Annotated in this window: 17 protein-coding genes and 1 pseudogene; 17 read left to right on the plus strand and 1 reads right to left on the minus strand. The window is 53.5% G+C overall.

The window, feature by feature from the left end; all coding sequences use genetic code 11:
- Nucleotides 1-10 precede the first annotated feature (10 nt).
- The 3 genes from MOST_RS04590 (at nucleotide 11) to clcA (ending at nucleotide 2,939) form a co-directional block, all read left to right on the plus strand.
- Nucleotides 11-199, plus strand: coding sequence for a hypothetical protein (locus MOST_RS04590; RefSeq protein ID WP_054936504.1), 189 nt, complete (start codon nucleotides 11-13; stop codon nucleotides 197-199).
- 92 nt (nucleotides 200-291) lie between these two features.
- Nucleotides 292-1,233, plus strand: coding sequence for an NAD-dependent epimerase/dehydratase family protein (locus tag MOST_RS04595; RefSeq protein ID WP_054936505.1), 942 nt, complete (start codon nucleotides 292-294; stop codon nucleotides 1,231-1,233).
- Nucleotides 1,234-1,283: 50 nt separating this feature from the next.
- Complete coding sequence (gene clcA / locus MOST_RS04600) at nucleotides 1,284-2,939, plus strand: H(+)/Cl(-) exchange transporter ClcA (RefSeq protein WP_161952797.1); 1,656 nt, start codon at nucleotides 1,284-1,286, stop codon at nucleotides 2,937-2,939.
- A gap of 46 nt (nucleotides 2,940-2,985) precedes the next feature.
- Here the strand turns inward: clcA and MOST_RS04605 are convergent, their stop codons facing one another.
- Nucleotides 2,986-3,807, minus strand: a complete 822-nt coding sequence (locus MOST_RS04605; protein ID WP_054936507.1) for a patatin-like phospholipase family protein — start codon at nucleotides 3,805-3,807, stop codon at nucleotides 2,986-2,988.
- A 165-nt stretch (nucleotides 3,808-3,972) separates the two neighbouring features.
- On the opposite strand from MOST_RS04605, the gene MOST_RS04610 reads away from it, so the two are divergent.
- From MOST_RS04610 to MOST_RS04685, 14 genes and pseudogenes are all read left to right on the plus strand, one after another.
- Nucleotides 3,973-4,617, plus strand: coding sequence for a bifunctional 4-hydroxy-2-oxoglutarate aldolase/2-dehydro-3-deoxy-phosphogluconate aldolase (locus MOST_RS04610; protein ID WP_054936508.1), 645 nt, complete (start codon nucleotides 3,973-3,975; stop codon nucleotides 4,615-4,617).
- A 326-nt stretch (nucleotides 4,618-4,943) separates the two neighbouring features.
- Nucleotides 4,944-5,966, plus strand: coding sequence for a sugar kinase (locus tag MOST_RS04615; RefSeq protein ID WP_083476579.1), 1,023 nt, complete (start codon nucleotides 4,944-4,946; stop codon nucleotides 5,964-5,966).
- 123 nt (nucleotides 5,967-6,089) lie between these two features.
- A complete protein-coding gene (locus MOST_RS04620; protein ID WP_054936509.1) occupies nucleotides 6,090-6,320 on the plus strand; it encodes a DUF433 domain-containing protein in 231 nt (76 codons plus the stop codon).
- Nucleotides 6,317-6,712: a DUF5615 family PIN-like protein gene (locus MOST_RS18430; RefSeq protein WP_083476580.1), complete on the plus strand. Its 396-nt coding sequence runs from the start codon at nucleotides 6,317-6,319 to the stop codon at nucleotides 6,710-6,712. Before MOST_RS04620 ends, MOST_RS18430 begins: the two co-directional genes overlap by 4 nt.
- A 145-nt stretch (nucleotides 6,713-6,857) precedes the next feature.
- Nucleotides 6,858-7,886, plus strand: coding sequence for a LacI family DNA-binding transcriptional regulator (locus MOST_RS04630; RefSeq protein ID WP_054936510.1), 1,029 nt, complete (start codon nucleotides 6,858-6,860; stop codon nucleotides 7,884-7,886).
- Between the two features lie 74 nt (nucleotides 7,887-7,960).
- Nucleotides 7,961-8,266, plus strand: a complete 306-nt coding sequence (locus tag MOST_RS18435; RefSeq protein ID WP_083476581.1) for an ABC transporter substrate-binding protein — start codon at nucleotides 7,961-7,963, stop codon at nucleotides 8,264-8,266.
- A 328-nt stretch (nucleotides 8,267-8,594) separates the two neighbouring features.
- Nucleotides 8,595-8,690: pseudogene (locus MOST_RS18440) on the plus strand (ATP-binding cassette domain-containing protein); the annotation flags it as partial.
- 201 nt (nucleotides 8,691-8,891) lie between these two features.
- Nucleotides 8,892-9,074, plus strand: a complete 183-nt coding sequence (locus MOST_RS04655; RefSeq protein ID WP_054936512.1) for a hypothetical protein — start codon at nucleotides 8,892-8,894, stop codon at nucleotides 9,072-9,074.
- Complete coding sequence (locus MOST_RS04660) at nucleotides 9,071-10,159, plus strand: zinc-binding dehydrogenase (protein ID WP_054936513.1); 1,089 nt, start codon at nucleotides 9,071-9,073, stop codon at nucleotides 10,157-10,159. Before MOST_RS04655 ends, MOST_RS04660 begins: the two co-directional genes overlap by 4 nt.
- Before the next feature lie 65 nt (nucleotides 10,160-10,224).
- On the plus strand, nucleotides 10,225-12,078 hold the full coding sequence (locus MOST_RS04665; RefSeq protein ID WP_054936514.1) for an FAD-binding protein: 1,854 nt from the start codon (nucleotides 10,225-10,227) through the stop codon (nucleotides 12,076-12,078).
- A gap of 114 nt (nucleotides 12,079-12,192) precedes the next feature.
- The gene (locus tag MOST_RS04670) at nucleotides 12,193-12,699 is read left to right on the plus strand and encodes a hypothetical protein (protein ID WP_153060774.1); all 507 of its coding nucleotides are present in this window, start codon (nucleotides 12,193-12,195) and stop codon (nucleotides 12,697-12,699) included.
- Nucleotides 12,700-13,045: 346 nt separating this feature from the next.
- A complete protein-coding gene (locus tag MOST_RS04675) occupies nucleotides 13,046-14,281 on the plus strand; it encodes an ROK family transcriptional regulator (protein ID WP_054936516.1) in 1,236 nt (411 codons plus the stop codon).
- 173 nt (nucleotides 14,282-14,454) lie between these two features.
- Entirely contained in the window at nucleotides 14,455-14,754 is a 300-nt protein-coding gene (locus MOST_RS04680; RefSeq protein WP_054936517.1) for a transposase, read from the plus strand.
- Nucleotides 14,755-14,875: 121 nt separating this feature from the next.
- Nucleotides 14,876-15,278, plus strand: a 403-nt coding sequence (locus MOST_RS04685) for an IS110 family transposase (RefSeq protein WP_129588656.1), incomplete at its 3' end; no start/stop codon positions are given.

Genomic DNA, 15,278 nt, shown 5'->3' on the forward strand with positions numbered 1-15,278 from the left:
TCGATAGCATATGGTAGCGGCTGAAAAACAATCTTTGCGGAAAAGGTACAAGTTTGAAGGCATGCTGAGCGCTTTTATCTTGATGTGGCTGGATTTTCCGCTGTTATATCAAGGTGTTGTATCCCATAATTCTGCAGCATTGGGAGCAGGTTTTCTTATTATGCTGGTGGCTGGCGGTATAGCGTATTATTTTAGTTAAATTAAGATAGGCTGGCGGGGCGGGTGGTAGGCGAGGTTCTACCGGCCCGCCCCGTGTTTAATTTAATATCCTTGTAAAGGAGGTGCTTCCTGATGCAGGTTCTGGTAACCGGCGGTGCGGGCGATGTTGGCCGTTACCTGGTCCAGGATTTATGTTATCACGGCCACCAGGTGCGGGTCCTGGACCGGGCCCTAAGTTTTCTTGATAGCCCCGGGAGCAGCCAGGTCAATCTATGCGGGGGCAATCTGGAGGATAAGGAACTGGTAGCCCGGGCCGTAGACGGCGTGGAGGCAGTGATCCACCTGGCCTGGAGCTTCAGCAATGAACCCCTGGATATTTTTGGTGGCGACCTGGTCGGGCATATAAATCTACTGGCAGCATCTGTCAGGGCTGGCGTCAAGCATTTTATCTATACCAGCACGGCTACAGTTTATGGCCGGGCTACAGCCCAGCCCGTTCTCGAGGACCACCCCTGCCTGGTAGGTGAAGCCCGTAAGCCCATTTATGCTCTGGGTAAATTTGCGGCTGAGGAATTATGCCGCCACTATTATCGCGAGCAGGGTTTACCGGTTACCATTTTCCGTTTCTGGTGGGCCTTCGGCGATGAAATCGGCGGCCGGCATTTGCGGAATCTGGTACGGGCGGCACTCCATGATGACCCCATCCAGGTGCCGGCTGTTGCCGGGGGCACATTTGTCAGTATGGCTGACCTGGCCCTGGCCTGCCGGCTGGCCCTCAGCAGGTCGGGGGCCGCCGGGCAAACCTATAACCTGGGGAGCCTTTATTTGAGCTGGGAAGAAATCGCCAGCCTGCTTATTGAACTAACCGGCTCCGGCTCGGAGTTACAAGTAATTCCTCCAGGAGAATGGACGGGACCGGTCTTTTTAAACGAAGTGTGGGATCTCAGCTGGGAAAAAGCAGCCCGGGAACTGGACTATCAACCCGTTTTCACCGGTAGCCAGGGCCTGGCGGCCTTTGTCAAAGCCCTGGTGAAATGTGTCAACAAAGTCCGGGCAACGGAGAAAAATCATTAACAAATAGGAATGGGCTTAACAAGAAAGCCAAGGGGTGGTACAATGGAAAAGTGACATCAGGAAGTGCCTGTCCGGGGGCAGGAAAAGAAGTGCGGGACGAAGCTCTTTTACTTAAAAAACATTCTATTCATGATAGCCTGCTGCTAAGGCGATATGATTATTTTTTACGTTTTCTGCTTAAAGGAGCCTTAGCGGGCACCAGCGCCGGGGTAGTTGGGGTAGCCTTTCGCTTAGTCCTGACGGAAGGGGACTTATGGCGCAATGAGCTTTTAAGGTGGGCGCATACTATACCCGGCTGGGGCTGGCTGGTGTTACCCTGCCTGGGGGCCCTGGCCGGTGCCCTGGCCGGCTGGTTGACCAGTTTTGCTCCGGAAACTGCCGGCAGCGGCATTCCCCACGTGGAAGCCGTTCTGATTAGCCAGCGCGAGCTCCTCTGGTGGCGGGTTATCCCGGTAAAATTTATTGCCGGGGCCCTGGCTATTGGGGCCGGTCTGTCCCTGGGCCGGGAGGGGCCGACGGTACAAATGGGCGCTGCAGCCGGCCAGGCAGTAAGTAAAAGCTTTAGCCGGTCCAAAACGGAAGAACTTCACTTAATTGCCTGTGGTGCAGGAGCAGGGCTGGCGGCAGCCTTTAACGCCCCCCTGGCAGGAGTAGTTTTTGTCCTGGAAGAACTGCGCCGTAATTTTTCACCCTATGTACTGGGAGGAGCCCTGGCAGCCAGTGTTACTGCCGATCTGATATCCCAGAGGATTTTAGGGCCACTTCCTACCTTTCGCATTAAGGAATTATTACCTCTACCCCTGTCCACCTTACCAGCATTTTTAGTCCTGGGAATATTAACCGGTGTTTTAGGCGTGGCTTTTAATCGTACCTTGCAAGGAAGCCTTGATGTGGCAGACAGGTTAAAAGGCCTGCCCCGCTGGTTGCGGGCGTCGCTGGCAGTCTCGCTGGCAGGGGTTTTGGGCTATTTCTTACCTCAGGTTTTAGGCGGCGGGCACCAGCTGGCAGAAGATGTTCTCTGGGGCCGGGTTAACGTGGGTATTATCCCCCTTCTCTTTGCTGTCAAGTTTCTTTTAACTATGTTAAGTTACAGTGTTGGGGTTCCCGGGGGTATCTTTCTACCGCTCCTGGTTCTGGGGGCTTTACTGGGCTCCTTTGTTGGCGAGATCAGCGGCCTGCTTATTCCTGGCTTTCAGGGCCTGGGGCCATCTTTTGCGGTAATTGGAATGGCTGCCTATTTCGTGGCTATTGTGCGTTCCCCCCTTACCGGGATTGTGCTCATAATCGAAATGACAGGTAACTACCAGCATATTTTACCGCTTCTTTTTACCTGTATGATCGCTTATATAGTGGCGGAGGCTCTGGGATGTTTACCCGTTTATGAGATGCTGCTGGAACGGGATTTAGCCAGGGCGAAGGATGATGCTATCTCCAAACCCTCTATTGATAATAATAAAGACAAAATGTTGGTTGTTGAAACTGTAGTTGAGAGCGGGGCGAGCGCCTGCGATTGCCGGGTCAAAGACCTGGCTTTACCCGTAGATTGTTTGCTGGTTACCATTCGCAGGGGAGCCAGGGAAATCATTCCCCGAGGTAATACCAGGCTTCTGGAAGGTGATCACTTAACAGTAATTGTACCCGAGAATAGAGCGGCGGCGATAAACGAGGCACTGGCTAAAGTAACCCGATGTAATCTTAAGGTGTAAATTGCAAATTATAAAAAGCCGGCCCCTTACCCGGAGCCGGCTTTTTTTATCGCCCCAGCAGGCGACGAATTTGCGGAAGATTGCGCTGGGCTTCTTCCGCACCGGCGGCCACCAGGTTGCTGAACTCACTGACGTCCCAGGAACTGACGGGTTTTTTAATGGGTTTGAGGACTAGGTCGGCGTAAAGCCTTAAAGTAAGGGAGGTATTGCGCCGGCTGATGATATCCAGGCTTTGGAGGAGGACTTCGCCGGCATGGTGAAAGACCCGGTTTGGGACACCGCAGTCCAGGTCGATGGCAATGACAATATCAGCCCCCAGGTAACGGGCAATATCGGCCGGGACGTTGTCCGTCAGGCCGCCGTCTACCAGGAGGCGGGAGCTGATTTTATAGGGAGCGAAGAGAGCCGGGATAGAAATGCTGGCCCGGATGGCCTGCCAGGCAGGGACATCGCCGCCCAGGACCATATCCGGCGGTAAGGGTTTGACCGGTCGGGCGGGAGTAAACACGACTGTTTCGCCGCTGATTAAATCGCAGGCCACGGCTGCCGTCAGGGGCTGGAGTTCTGACAGATGGCGATTGCCCAGGGTCTTTTTCAGCACGCCTTCAATGGTGCCGCCATGAATTAGCCCTAGGGGTAAACCGGTAAAACGGTAATTTTCCAATCTAAAGATGTTAGCAAAAGGGAGGCTGCCCATGGAGCTAATGGCCGGCAGGAGGCCGGCCCCATACAGGGCGGCGGCAATGGAACCGGCGCTGGTCCCGACGACGAGATCGGGTTTAATACCGTTTTCCTCAAGGACACGTAAGACACCTAAGTGGGCCGCTCCTTTTAACCCCCCACCTCCCAGGGCGAGGCCAAAACGCATAAAAAAACCTCCTCGCAAAAGCTTGCAAAGTATTGTATGCCTTGAGCCTGGATTCGGTGCCGGGGAAAAAGATTTAAGCGGGGGAAGCAGGATTTCGACCTGACATGGCGAATATTTTATTATAATAAACCGGCGTTTCATTATATAAACCGGAGGCGGGTTAATATGCAAAAGTTAAAGGTTATGCAGCGGATTATCGACTGCGGGATTGTGGCAGTAGTCCGGGCGGAGAATCCGGACCAGGCGCTCAAAATTGCTGAAGCCGTTAAAGCGGGCGGGGTGGAGGCCATTGAGATCACCCTTACCGTACCGGGGGCGCTGGAAGTTATCAGGGAATTGGCGGCTACTTATCGCCAGGGGGAGATTCTCATTGGCGCCGGTACGGTCCTGGATGCTACCACGGCCCGGCTGGCCATCCTGGCCGGGGCCGAGTTCCTGGTTAGCCCTTGCCTGGACCTGGAGATGGTTAAAACCTGTAACCGCTACCAGAAAGTCTGTATGGCCGGGGCTATGTCCATAAGAGAAATAGTTGAAGTTATGGAGGCCGGCAGTGATTTCGTCAAGTTTTTCCCGGGCAGCGCTTTCGGGCCGGAAATGGTTAAAGCCATCAAAGGACCCCTACCCCAGGCGCCAATTATACCTACCGGCGGCGTCAGTCTGGAGAACGTCGGCCAGTGGATCAAGGCCGGCTGCGAAGCCGTGGGAGTCGGCGGTGAATTGACTAAAGGGGCGAAAACAGGCGACTATGGCCTGGTGGAAGAAACGGCGCGGCATTTTGTGGCGGCCATCAAAGCGGCTCGGGGGAAATAACCTGGCTGAATAACACCATACACCTTCAATGTTAGGCAATTAGCCCCGGCCAGGAAGTGTAAATTTTAGCGGGTGGCTTTGCCAATCAACCATGCTCCGGGGCGGCACCGGGTAGCACTCAAGCCTCCTGTTAGAATGTCAAACCCCATATTACCGGACCAACTGAGAAAACACATATACAGGAGCGGTCAGCCTGCCAGGTACCAGGCAGGAGGTACCCCAACTGGTAGACAGCCTGTTGGGTGCCTGGTTCATCTGTGCGGGTGCCGCCGGGATGGGGAAGCTCTTGCATATGGCATTAATTTTGCAAGAAGGGAGTTTTTCCTGTGGCTAAAGTCATTACTTTCGGCGAGATCATGTTGCGTCTGTCCACGCCCGGCTACCAGCGTTTTGTCCAGGCAGGGTCTTTTGAAGTTACTTACGGCGGCGGCGAGGCCAACGTGGCCTGCTCCCTGGCCAACTACGGTGCCAGTGCCGCCTTCGTCACCAAAGTACCGGCCAATCCCCTGGGCCAGGCGGCCATTAACCACCTGCGCCGTTACGGCGTGGATACCAGCTTCATCCTGAAAGGCGGTGAGCGCCTGGGGATTTATTTCCTGGAAACAGGGGCCTCCCAGCGGCCTTCCAAAGTAGTCTATGACCGCAAGTACGCCAGCATTGCCGGGGTCCAGCCGGGTGAATTCGACTGGGCCAGGATCTTTGCCGGCGCCTCATGGTTCCACTTCACCGGCATAACCCCCGCCCTGGGCGAAAATGTGGCCGCCGTTACCCTGGAAGCCGCCCGGGCGGCTAAGGAAATGGGCCTGACGGTAAGCTGTGACCTGAACTACCGCAAGAACCTGTGGACCCCGGAGCAGGCGCGGGCCACCATGACCCAGTTGATGGGCTACGTTGATATAGCCATCGGCAACGAAGAAGACGCAGAAAAGGTCTTCGGCATTAAAGCGGCGGCTTCCGATGTTACCAGAGGGGAGATTAACGAAGAGGGTTACCGCCAGGTGGCCCGGGAGCTGTTGACCCGCTTTAACCTGCAAAAGGTAGCCATAACCTTAAGGGAGAGCTTTTCCGCTTTTGACAACGGCTGGTCGGCCCTCCTCTATGACGGCCGGGAGTTTTACCGCTCGCGCCGTTACCAGATCCACATTGTGGACCGGGTCGGCGGCGGTGACGCCTTCGCCGGCGGTTTAATCTATGCCGTCACGGAAGGGTTTGCCCCGGCTGAGGCCCTGGAATTTGCCGTGGCCGCTTCCTGCCTGAAGCACACCATCCCCGGCGACTTCAATCATGTCACCAGGGAGGAAGTAATGACCCTCATGCGCGGCGACGCCTCCGGGAGAGTGCAGAGGTGAACCAGTAAGCCCTGAAGCCAGCTTCAGGGCTTTTAATTTCTTCATTTCTTGCCGGGCTTTTAAAGGTGTCTCCTAAATGGTAAAATGTATATATAAATTAAGTAAAATTAAGAGGTGGTGCTTGTGAGTTTCCAACGTATAACCATAGAACCGGAAAAGATGGGGGGGGTACCCTGTATCCGGGGTCTACGCATTCCTGTTGCTACGGTGGTTGATCTTTTTGCCAGCGGGCTAAGCCGGGAGGAAATCTTAAAGTATTACCCCGACCTTGAAGCCGAAGATATTACCGAGGCCTTACGTTTTGCTGCTGAAGCTGTACGCGAACGTGAGTTACCTCTTATCAGCGAACTATGAAGTTTTTAGTGGATAACGCCTTGTCACCTTATTTAGCTCAGGAACTATGTAAAGCTGGCTATGATGCAATACACGTGAGAGATTTAGGAATGGCCGAGGCTCCCGATCAGCTTATCTTTGATCTGGCATCGAGAGATAATCGTATTATTTTAACGGCAGATACTGATTTCGGTACCCTGTTAGCAACTCGCCAGGCCTCAAGCCCATCGGTGATAATCTTTCGCCAGCCTGATAAAAGACCGGCAACTATATTGGCTTTATGCCGGGCTAACCTACCAGGGCTATCTGAAGTTCTCCAACGAGGTGCGGTAGTAGTATTTCAAAGCCGGAGGATCCGGGTGCGACGGTTACCTTTTTTGCCTCGGAATAATGGAACGCAAGGAACAGGATGAAGCCCCTGATGGCAGGGGCTTCATCCTGTTTAGGCCGCAAAATTTTTTCTTACCCCGGCAGGAATTTGACGGGCCGCAGCAAATATGTTTTACAAACGATTGCACAATGGATTGCACAAAGGTTTGCAGCAAAGGAAGCTCGAGCATGGTCAATATCAAAGAAGTTGCCGAGAGGGCCGGGGTTTCGCCCAGCACCGTTTCCCGGGCCTTAAGCGGCCGGGTGGCAGTCAGCCCGGAAACGAAAGAAAAAGTCATACGCGCCGTACGTGAGCTTAACTACCAGCCTAATGCCCTGGCCAAGGGTTTGAAAGAAGGCCGCTCCAGGACCATCGGCCTGATCATTCCCAATGTGCGTAACCTGGTTTTCCCGGCGGCCATCAAAGGGATAACCGATGTGGCCAAAAAGTATGGCTATACCGTTATCCTATGCAATACCGACGAAGATATAGAAACAGAGAAAGCCTATGTCGACAACCTGCGCAAGAGGCTGGTCGACGGCCTGATTTTTTCCACGGCCACGGCCGCCAGTACCCACATTTTGGAACTCAAAGAGCAGGGTTTCCCGGTAGTACTCATGATCCGCCACCTGGAAGACAAAGTGGATGCTGTAATCGTCGATAACTACCGCGGTGGTTACGAAGCCACCCAATTCCTTATCCAGCGCGGCTACCGGCGTATAGCCTTTGTTAACGGCACTTTAGAGCTGGACCTCTACCGCCAGCGTTTTGCCGGATACCAGGCGGCCCTTGCGGAGGCCGGTATAGCCTATAACGAGGACCTTGTTGTTCACGGTACCCGGGACTGGGAGGACGGCTACAGGGCCATCCTTACCATCCTGGAGAGGGGCCAGGAACCGGACGCTGTCTTTGCCGCCAGCGATCCCAAGGCCCTGGGGGTTATCAAGGCTTTAAAGGCAAAGGGTCTGCGGGTACCGGACGATATTGCTGTCATGGGTTATGACAACCTGGACATGTCAGAACTAATGGACCCTCCTCTGACCACGATGGCCCAGCCCTTTTACGAAGTTGGCCAGAGGGCGGCGGAGCGGTTGATCAAGTTGATTAACAGCAAGCGGAAAAATAAACCTATGGTTGAAAGACTACCAGCCCAATTACTGGTGCGATCTTCGGTAGATTATGGACTGGCCGGCCAGGTTATTGCTACTGGCAAATAAAACAGCCGCCATCATCTGCTGGTTACCAATGGTGCCCAGCTGGCCATCGACAAGATCAATAAAAAGAGGGCGGTATCAATGGTAAGAAACTGAAGCTGGTTACCTATGATACCAAAAATGACGTCCAGGAAGCTATCAACGCCTACAACCGCCTGGCTACCCAGGATAAAGCCGTGGCCATAATCGGCCCGCAGGGCAACAATATCGGCATCGCCCTCGCACCAGTTGCCGAAAACACTAAAGTAGCTATCCTGGGAGCTTTATTGACGAAAGGGCGACGACGAAAAACGACGGCAAGCCGTAGGCCTATAACTTCCTGGTCCAGCCCAGCAGCGTGCAACAGGCCGAGATCGTCGCCAGCTACACACTGGAAAAATTGAATTTAAAAAAGGTCGGCGTTCTGTACAACCAGGCCAATGCCTACTCTGTTTCCCTGGCCAAGCCCTTTATCGATTATATGAAGAGCCACGGCGGGCAGGTAGTATCCGAGCAGATGTACAAGACAGGGGATAAAGATTTCAAAACCCAGCTGGGCATTTCCCTTGGTGCGGTATATGCTTTGATCGCCGTGGGGTTTGCCATCATCGGTTATACCCTCTATCCCCAACTCGGCCAATTGGTGGTCAAAGGTTTTATCGCATCCGTGATTGATGGCCTGGGCAGCTTGCCCGGGGCGGTTATCGGCGCCTTTCTTTTAGGAATAATTTTATTGGGCCCAACGGGGCCGGCAAGACGACGATTTTTAATATTATCTCCGGCGCTTATAAGGCCGATAGCGGCCAGGTGCTGCTGGCGGGCCGGGATAGGGTTAATTGCCGCCTTAAAGGCCGCCGGGGCCGCCAGCGTCGGTTTAATTAGCGGTGGCAACACTAACCCCATTGTCGACTGGTTGGTGCAGACAGGTTCCTCCATTCTCATGGCCGACTACGGCACCGACCTGGAGGCTTATAAAGCAAAGTCCTGGACAGCAGGGATCGTCCTGCGGGGCAGCATCCAGGCACGGGTATGGAGACCGGTCCCAAAGAGCTGATTGCTGTTCAGGCCAGGGAAGTCCTGGCCAAAGGAGCACCTGGCGGCGGGTTTATCCTGGGATGCGACGTTGTTCCCTACGGCGCCCCGCCGGAAAAAGTGCTCTACTTGAAACAAGTACTGGCAGCATACATGGCAGAACACGGGGGAATAGCATGAAAGCTCAAGCCTATGTTTTAGAAGTGTTTAATGAACCTCTGGCAGCACGGGAAATAAACATTCCCAACCTGGAGCCGGGGCAGGTGCTGGTAAAAATAAAAGCCGCCGGTATCTGCGGCTCTGACCTGCACATCTGGCAGGGAGAGGACCCGCGCGTCAAGTTACCTATGATTTTGGGCCACGAAGGCGTTGGCGAGGTGGCCGCCATTAAAGGAAAAAAGCTAACGGTAGAAGGTGAAGAACTGAAGGAGGGCGACCTTATTTTCTGGAACCGGGGTGTTTCCTGCGGCCACTGCTACTACTGCGCCGTGCTGCGGGAACCGTCTTTATGCCCCAACCGGGTCGTCCAGGGGATTAATATTTCCACTACCGAACCGCCGTATTTAAACGGATGTTATGCCGAATATATCATTCTGCAGCCCGGTGCGGACATATTCCGGGTGCCGGCGGGAGTTGACCCCGCGGTGCTGGTGGCGGCCTCCTGTTCAGGGGCTACAGCGGCCCACGGCTTCGACCTGGTGCGTCCCGAACCTGGCGACACGGTGGTTGTTATCGGACCCGGGCCTTTAGGCCTGTTTGCCGTAGCCTTTGCCCGGGCCTATGGAGCAACTACAGTCATCGTGAGCGGTGGCTCTAAAACACGCCTGGAAATGGGGCGGCAATTCGGGGCGACTGTTACCCTGGACCGCCATGCAGTCCAGGATGAGGAGCGGCGGCAGATAATTCTGGACCTGACCCACGGTCGCGGCGCCGATCTGGTCGTCGAGGCTGCGGGTAATGCTGCAGCTTTGCAGGAAGCCATTACCCTGGTGCGGCCCGGGGGGACGGTCCTCAGCGTGGGTTTTGGCCAGCCGGGAGGGACCTTCGCCTTTGACGGTTACCAGCACCTGGCCCGGCGCAATATCCGTTTACAAGGGGTGTGGGTCAGCGACACCCGCCATGTTTACCGGGCCATGGCCATGATCCTGGCACGGCCTGAGCTTTTTGCCCGCATGATTACCCACCGTTTCCCTCTGGCCCGGGTTAATGAGGCTTTAAGAGTTATGGCCAGCAGGGAAGCCGTTAAGGCAGTGCTTATCCCGTAGAAAACTGTCTTTGATTACTGGCAAAAGGAACGGGAAGGCAAACTAAAGATGGGGTAGATTTAAATATGGAGCAATATACTTGCGATGTTTTGGTAGTCGGCGGTGGCGGGGCGGCCCTGCGGGCAGCCATTGCCGCCCAGGAGTATACCCCGGCTTTAAAAGTGATCCTGGCCACCAAGGGAATGCTGGGCAAGAGCGGGGTGACGGCCACGGCCTGCTCCGACCGCATGGCCTTCCACGCGACCTTACCCCATACCCCTCCGGGAGGGCCGGACGCCTGGCGCTACCATACCGAAGATATTTACCGCCTCGGCGGCCTGGTTTCTGACTGGGACCTGGCCGTAACGTTAGCCCGGGAAGCTGAAACTGCTTTTAACTACCTGGATGCCCTGGGTGTTCCTTTCGTGAAGGAGGGGGGAAAGGCACGCCAGTTTGTAACCGATGGCTCCGACTTCCCCCGGGCCTGCTATACCGGCCCCAGGACGGCTATTCATATTGAGGCAGCCCTGGTAGAACGTTTGCGCCAGTTGCCGGTGCAGGTCCTGAATTTTACCATGGTCGCCCGGTTAATTACCAGCCAGGGAAGGGTAATCGGCGCCCTGGCCCTGGATACCCGCCGGCGCCACGACCCGGCTGCCGCGCTGAAAGTTATCTCCGCCAGGACAGTCATCCTGGCGACCGGCGGTGCGGGCCAGGTTTACCGGACCAATGTTTTTCCCGGCGGCATGACCGGTGACGGCTACGCCCTGGCTTATGCCGCCGGCGCGGAGCTGGTCAATATGGAGTTTATCCAGATCGGCCTGGCCTCCCTGAAGACTAAATTAAATTGTTCCGGGAGCATGCTGCGCGCCCTGCCGCGGTTAGTTAACGACCGGGGCGAAGAATTCCTGGGACGCTATTTCCCGCCGGGTACCCCGGCCAGGGTGGTAATGAACCTGCTGTTCCGCAAGGGAGCAAGCTGGCCGGTTACCTACGAGCATCCCACGCATATTGTTGACGTGGCAGTCTACCAGGAAATCGCTGCCGGGCGTAAAGTCTACCTGGACTACAGCCGGAACCCTGCCGGCTTCCAATGGGACGAACTGGTGGAAGAAAATCGCCAGCGTTATTTTAGTGAAGTTACTGTTGACCTGGGGATGGAAAGGCGCTTGGCCAGTCCTTTACATCGCCTGAGGGAAATTAATCCCGAAAGTATCGCCTGGCTAAAAGAGAGGGGGCTGGACCTGGAGGCCGGAGCAAAGGTTCAAGTAGCACCCTGCATCCAGCACTTCCAGGGTGGTGTCAAGATCAGGCAGGCCGGCAGGACGGCTGTTGCCGGCCTTTATGCTGCCGGAGAGGTGGCCGGCGGCCAGCACGGGGCCAACAGACCGGGGGGCAACGCACTGCTGGACGGCCAGGTCTTTGGCCGCCTGGCCGGGGAAGAGGCGGCCAGAGAAGCCGTCAGCGTACCCCCTGTAGAAGTGCCGGCGGTCGAGATTGAGGGATTTCTTGCCCGGACGCAGAATATGCTTGATAAAGGCGACATACCGGCCGGGGAGTTGCGGCAGAGGTTGCAGGATCTGATGAACCGGGTGGCCAGCGTAGTGAGGACAGAGGAGGGGCTGCGGCTGGGCCTAGAAAAGCTATCCGGGCTGCAGAAACTGGCGCAGCAGGTCGACGAGCACGGCCTGGTCTACGCCCTGGAGAACGAAAACATGCTCCTGGTGGCAGAAATGATCCTGCGGGCGGCCCTGCAGCGGGATGAGAGCCGCGGCCCCCACCTGCGTTTTCTTAAAGCAACCGATGTTACCCCGGTATCCCGCCGGGACCCGGAATGGCAGCGCTACCTGGTCATTAGCCGTAAGGATGGGCGGATGAAGATAACGGCACAAGAACCGGTACGGCCACTGCTTTCGTCTGCCGATAGGCATCCACAATAGGCCTGCCGTGAGTACCGGAACACCGGCTTATAAGTGTATATGTCGGAATTATCGCCAGAAATGGTTACCAGGATATGCCATTAAATTATCCTTTATTAGACTATAGTACCCGGCATGACCTCTCCGAACCCATCAAGCTGGTGCGCCTACTCAAGGAAAAGGTTAGCGCTGGTCAGCATTTCGGCCGGCAATCCTTATTATACCAACCCGGAAGTGACCCACCCCTTTGATATACCACCCAAGGGGGCCGACCTGCCAGCGGAGCATCCCCTGGAGAGCGTCGCCCGGATGTTTAAGATTACCCGGGAAATACAGGAGGCCGAACCTGGACTGGCCGTGGTCGGCAGCGGCTACAGCTGGCTGCGGCAGTTTTTCGGCCACGCGGCGGCCGCAAATATCGCCCGCGGCGCAGCAACCCTGGCTGGTGCCGGGAGGCTGGCCTTCGCCTATCCCGATTTCGCTCGGGACCTGCTTATCAATGGCCAGCTGGATGAGCGCCAGGTCTGCATAGCCTGCAGCCGCTGCACCCAGATCATGCGCGACGGTGGCAGGACCGGCTACGTCGTCAGGGACGTGGAGATATATTTGCCTATTTATAAAGAGATTTCCCTCGCTCCTTAGAGTATGCCCCTGGTTAGCACGGAAATAGCCTTTAACCAATTCATTGGTGGTTGTGCCGGGTAGATAGATATGAGCAGTTAAATAAGCACCTCCCGTTATAATAACGAGAGGGGCTTATTATTTTGCCCTCAAAAAATTTTATAAAACCTTTGCAACCCCAGCAGGAATATCATAATGGACGTCGAATAAATAAACAGAGTTAAAAAAGAAGGGTATTAAACTTACAAATGATACCCTCCGTAGAGCTAAAAGTACCCTGGAAAAATAAAATAAAATAAATTAAATTAAATAAGACGCTTGCCTGATTAGTTAGGTAGTGTATGTTGAGGGGAAGAACAATAAATATATGGGCAATGATGTAAGCAACCTGCAGTTAGTAAAAAAGCTAAACAGGATCAGCATCCTCAATATTATCAGGGAGCATAATACTATATCTCGACAGCAATTGGCTAAGTTAACTGGTCTTACACCGGCAGCAATAACAGGTATTGTACGGGATCTAGTAGCATTAGGTTACGTTATTGAAAAAGGATTAGGAAAATCGAGCGGTGGAAGGCGTCCTGTCAAATTACAATTTAATCCGGCTTCCGGTTATATACTTGGAGCTGAAATAACAAGAAACAATACCACTTTGGGGATGGTGAACCTCGGTGCTGAACCCTTGATAATTAAGCAATACAGCATCGACATGACAGATCCCCAGCGGGGACTAGCTCTGCTTGCCGATGAAACAAAAAAAATGATTATTGAAAGCGGCGTTGATAAGAAAAAAATCTTCGGTATGGGAGTGGCCTACCCCGGATTAGTGGACATTAGTACAAGGGTAGTGAAACGTTCGCCCAATCTGGGTAAGAAATGGCGTAATATTCCAATAGAAAAATGGTTACAGGAAATGATTGGGATAAGGGTCTTTGTTGAAAATAATTCCAATGCGGCAGCATTGGCTGAATATAGTTTTGGCCTTGGCAAAGACACTAAAAATATGGCCTACATTAACTTGGGCGAGGGTATCAGTGCGGGTATTATTCTTAATGGTATGCTAGCTTATGGATTTAAAGGTTATACCGGCGAAATCGGTCACCTTGTGATAGCTGAAAACGGCCCTCTTTGCAACTGCGGTAATAATGGCTGCCTCGAGAGTTTGTATGCGGTACCGGCATTGGTACACAAGGCCAATAATGAACTTGCATTATATAACCCAAAAGATACCTTAAAAGCAGTATGGAAGGAAAAGGGTTACGTTACAATCGAGGATATTATTGCCCATGCTAATGAAGCTAATTCATATGCCTGGAAGCTAATACAGCAGGCAGGTTGGTATATTGGCAAAGGTGTAGCAGCCATTATCAATGTTTTTAATCCAGAAGCAATTTTTATTGGCGGTATACTGGCTGAAGCGGGCAACATTTTGCTAGAACCATTGAGAGAAAGTGTGGAAAAACATGCTTTTCCAGAGCTAGTGCGGGAGGTGAAAATTGAACTATCAACTATGCGAAGGGATACCGGTTTTTACGGTGCGTGTGCTGTTACCATCAGGGCTCTTTTTGAGGGAGGGGTTGATGCATTGTTAGATGTTTATTAGTATAGGCTGCTATGGGCACAAAAGTGCCAAGCGAGAGGGAAGAGGTAAAAACAAAAGGCTGTATAGCATAACAGAGAGAAGATATTTACTTAAAACTGGTACCCCCTGGTACCCATAGAAGACGTACGGTTGGGGCCGTTACCGACCTGGAAACGCGGACTTGCCACCTTTTAATGTATAGCAAGCGGAAAGAACGTATCCGGATAGCGAGGGCCAGGAACCTGGCCCGAACGTTAAAGCAAAGCAGTGAATACCGCCGTACCTATCGTTACCGGATCCGTATCGAGCACACCTTTGCGGAAGCCAAAGAACATCATGGCCTGGGCCGGGCCAGGAGCTATGCCCTGGCTGCGGTAGATGAACAGGTAAAGATGACGGCGGTGGCTCAGAATATAAAACGTCAACTTTTATTTTACACTGTGTTTTTGCCTACGGTTAACTGTAGTTTGCTGGGTTTCTCACAGCACTTTTAGAGTGTTAAATAATATAGAAGCATTCCTGTAATGATGTAACGTAGGTGTTGCCAATAAAAAGCCTCCTGGTAAAAAGAAAATAGACCAAAACAAACAAACCAACCAGGAGGCGAGAAACCGAATGAATGAGGTGCAAAAGAAATTACTGGTCCATGGCGATGTGATAATTGTCGGTATCGACGTAGCCAAACATAACCACTGGGCTCGGATCTATAACCAAATCGAACTGGATGTGGTCAAACCCTTCAAGTTTCATAATAGCAAAGAAGGCTATTATCGTCTAGTGGCAAAAATGGAAGAAGCCAAAGAAAAAGCCAGGGCAACAAAGGTAGTAATCGGCATGGAACCCACAGGCCACTACTGGAAACCCTTAGCATGGTTTCTCCAGGAGCAGGGTTATACGGTAGTGATAGTCAACCCCTATCACGTCAAAAGGCGGAAAGAGGAAGTAGGTAACTCCCCCACCAAGAACGACCGCAAAGACGCCGGGATAATAGCCAAAATAGTCAAGGACGGGAACTTCC

The sequence above is a fragment of the Neomoorella stamsii genome (assembly GCF_002995805.1).
Taxonomy (GTDB): Bacteria; Bacillota; DSM-521; order Neomoorellales; family Neomoorellaceae; genus Neomoorella; species Neomoorella stamsii.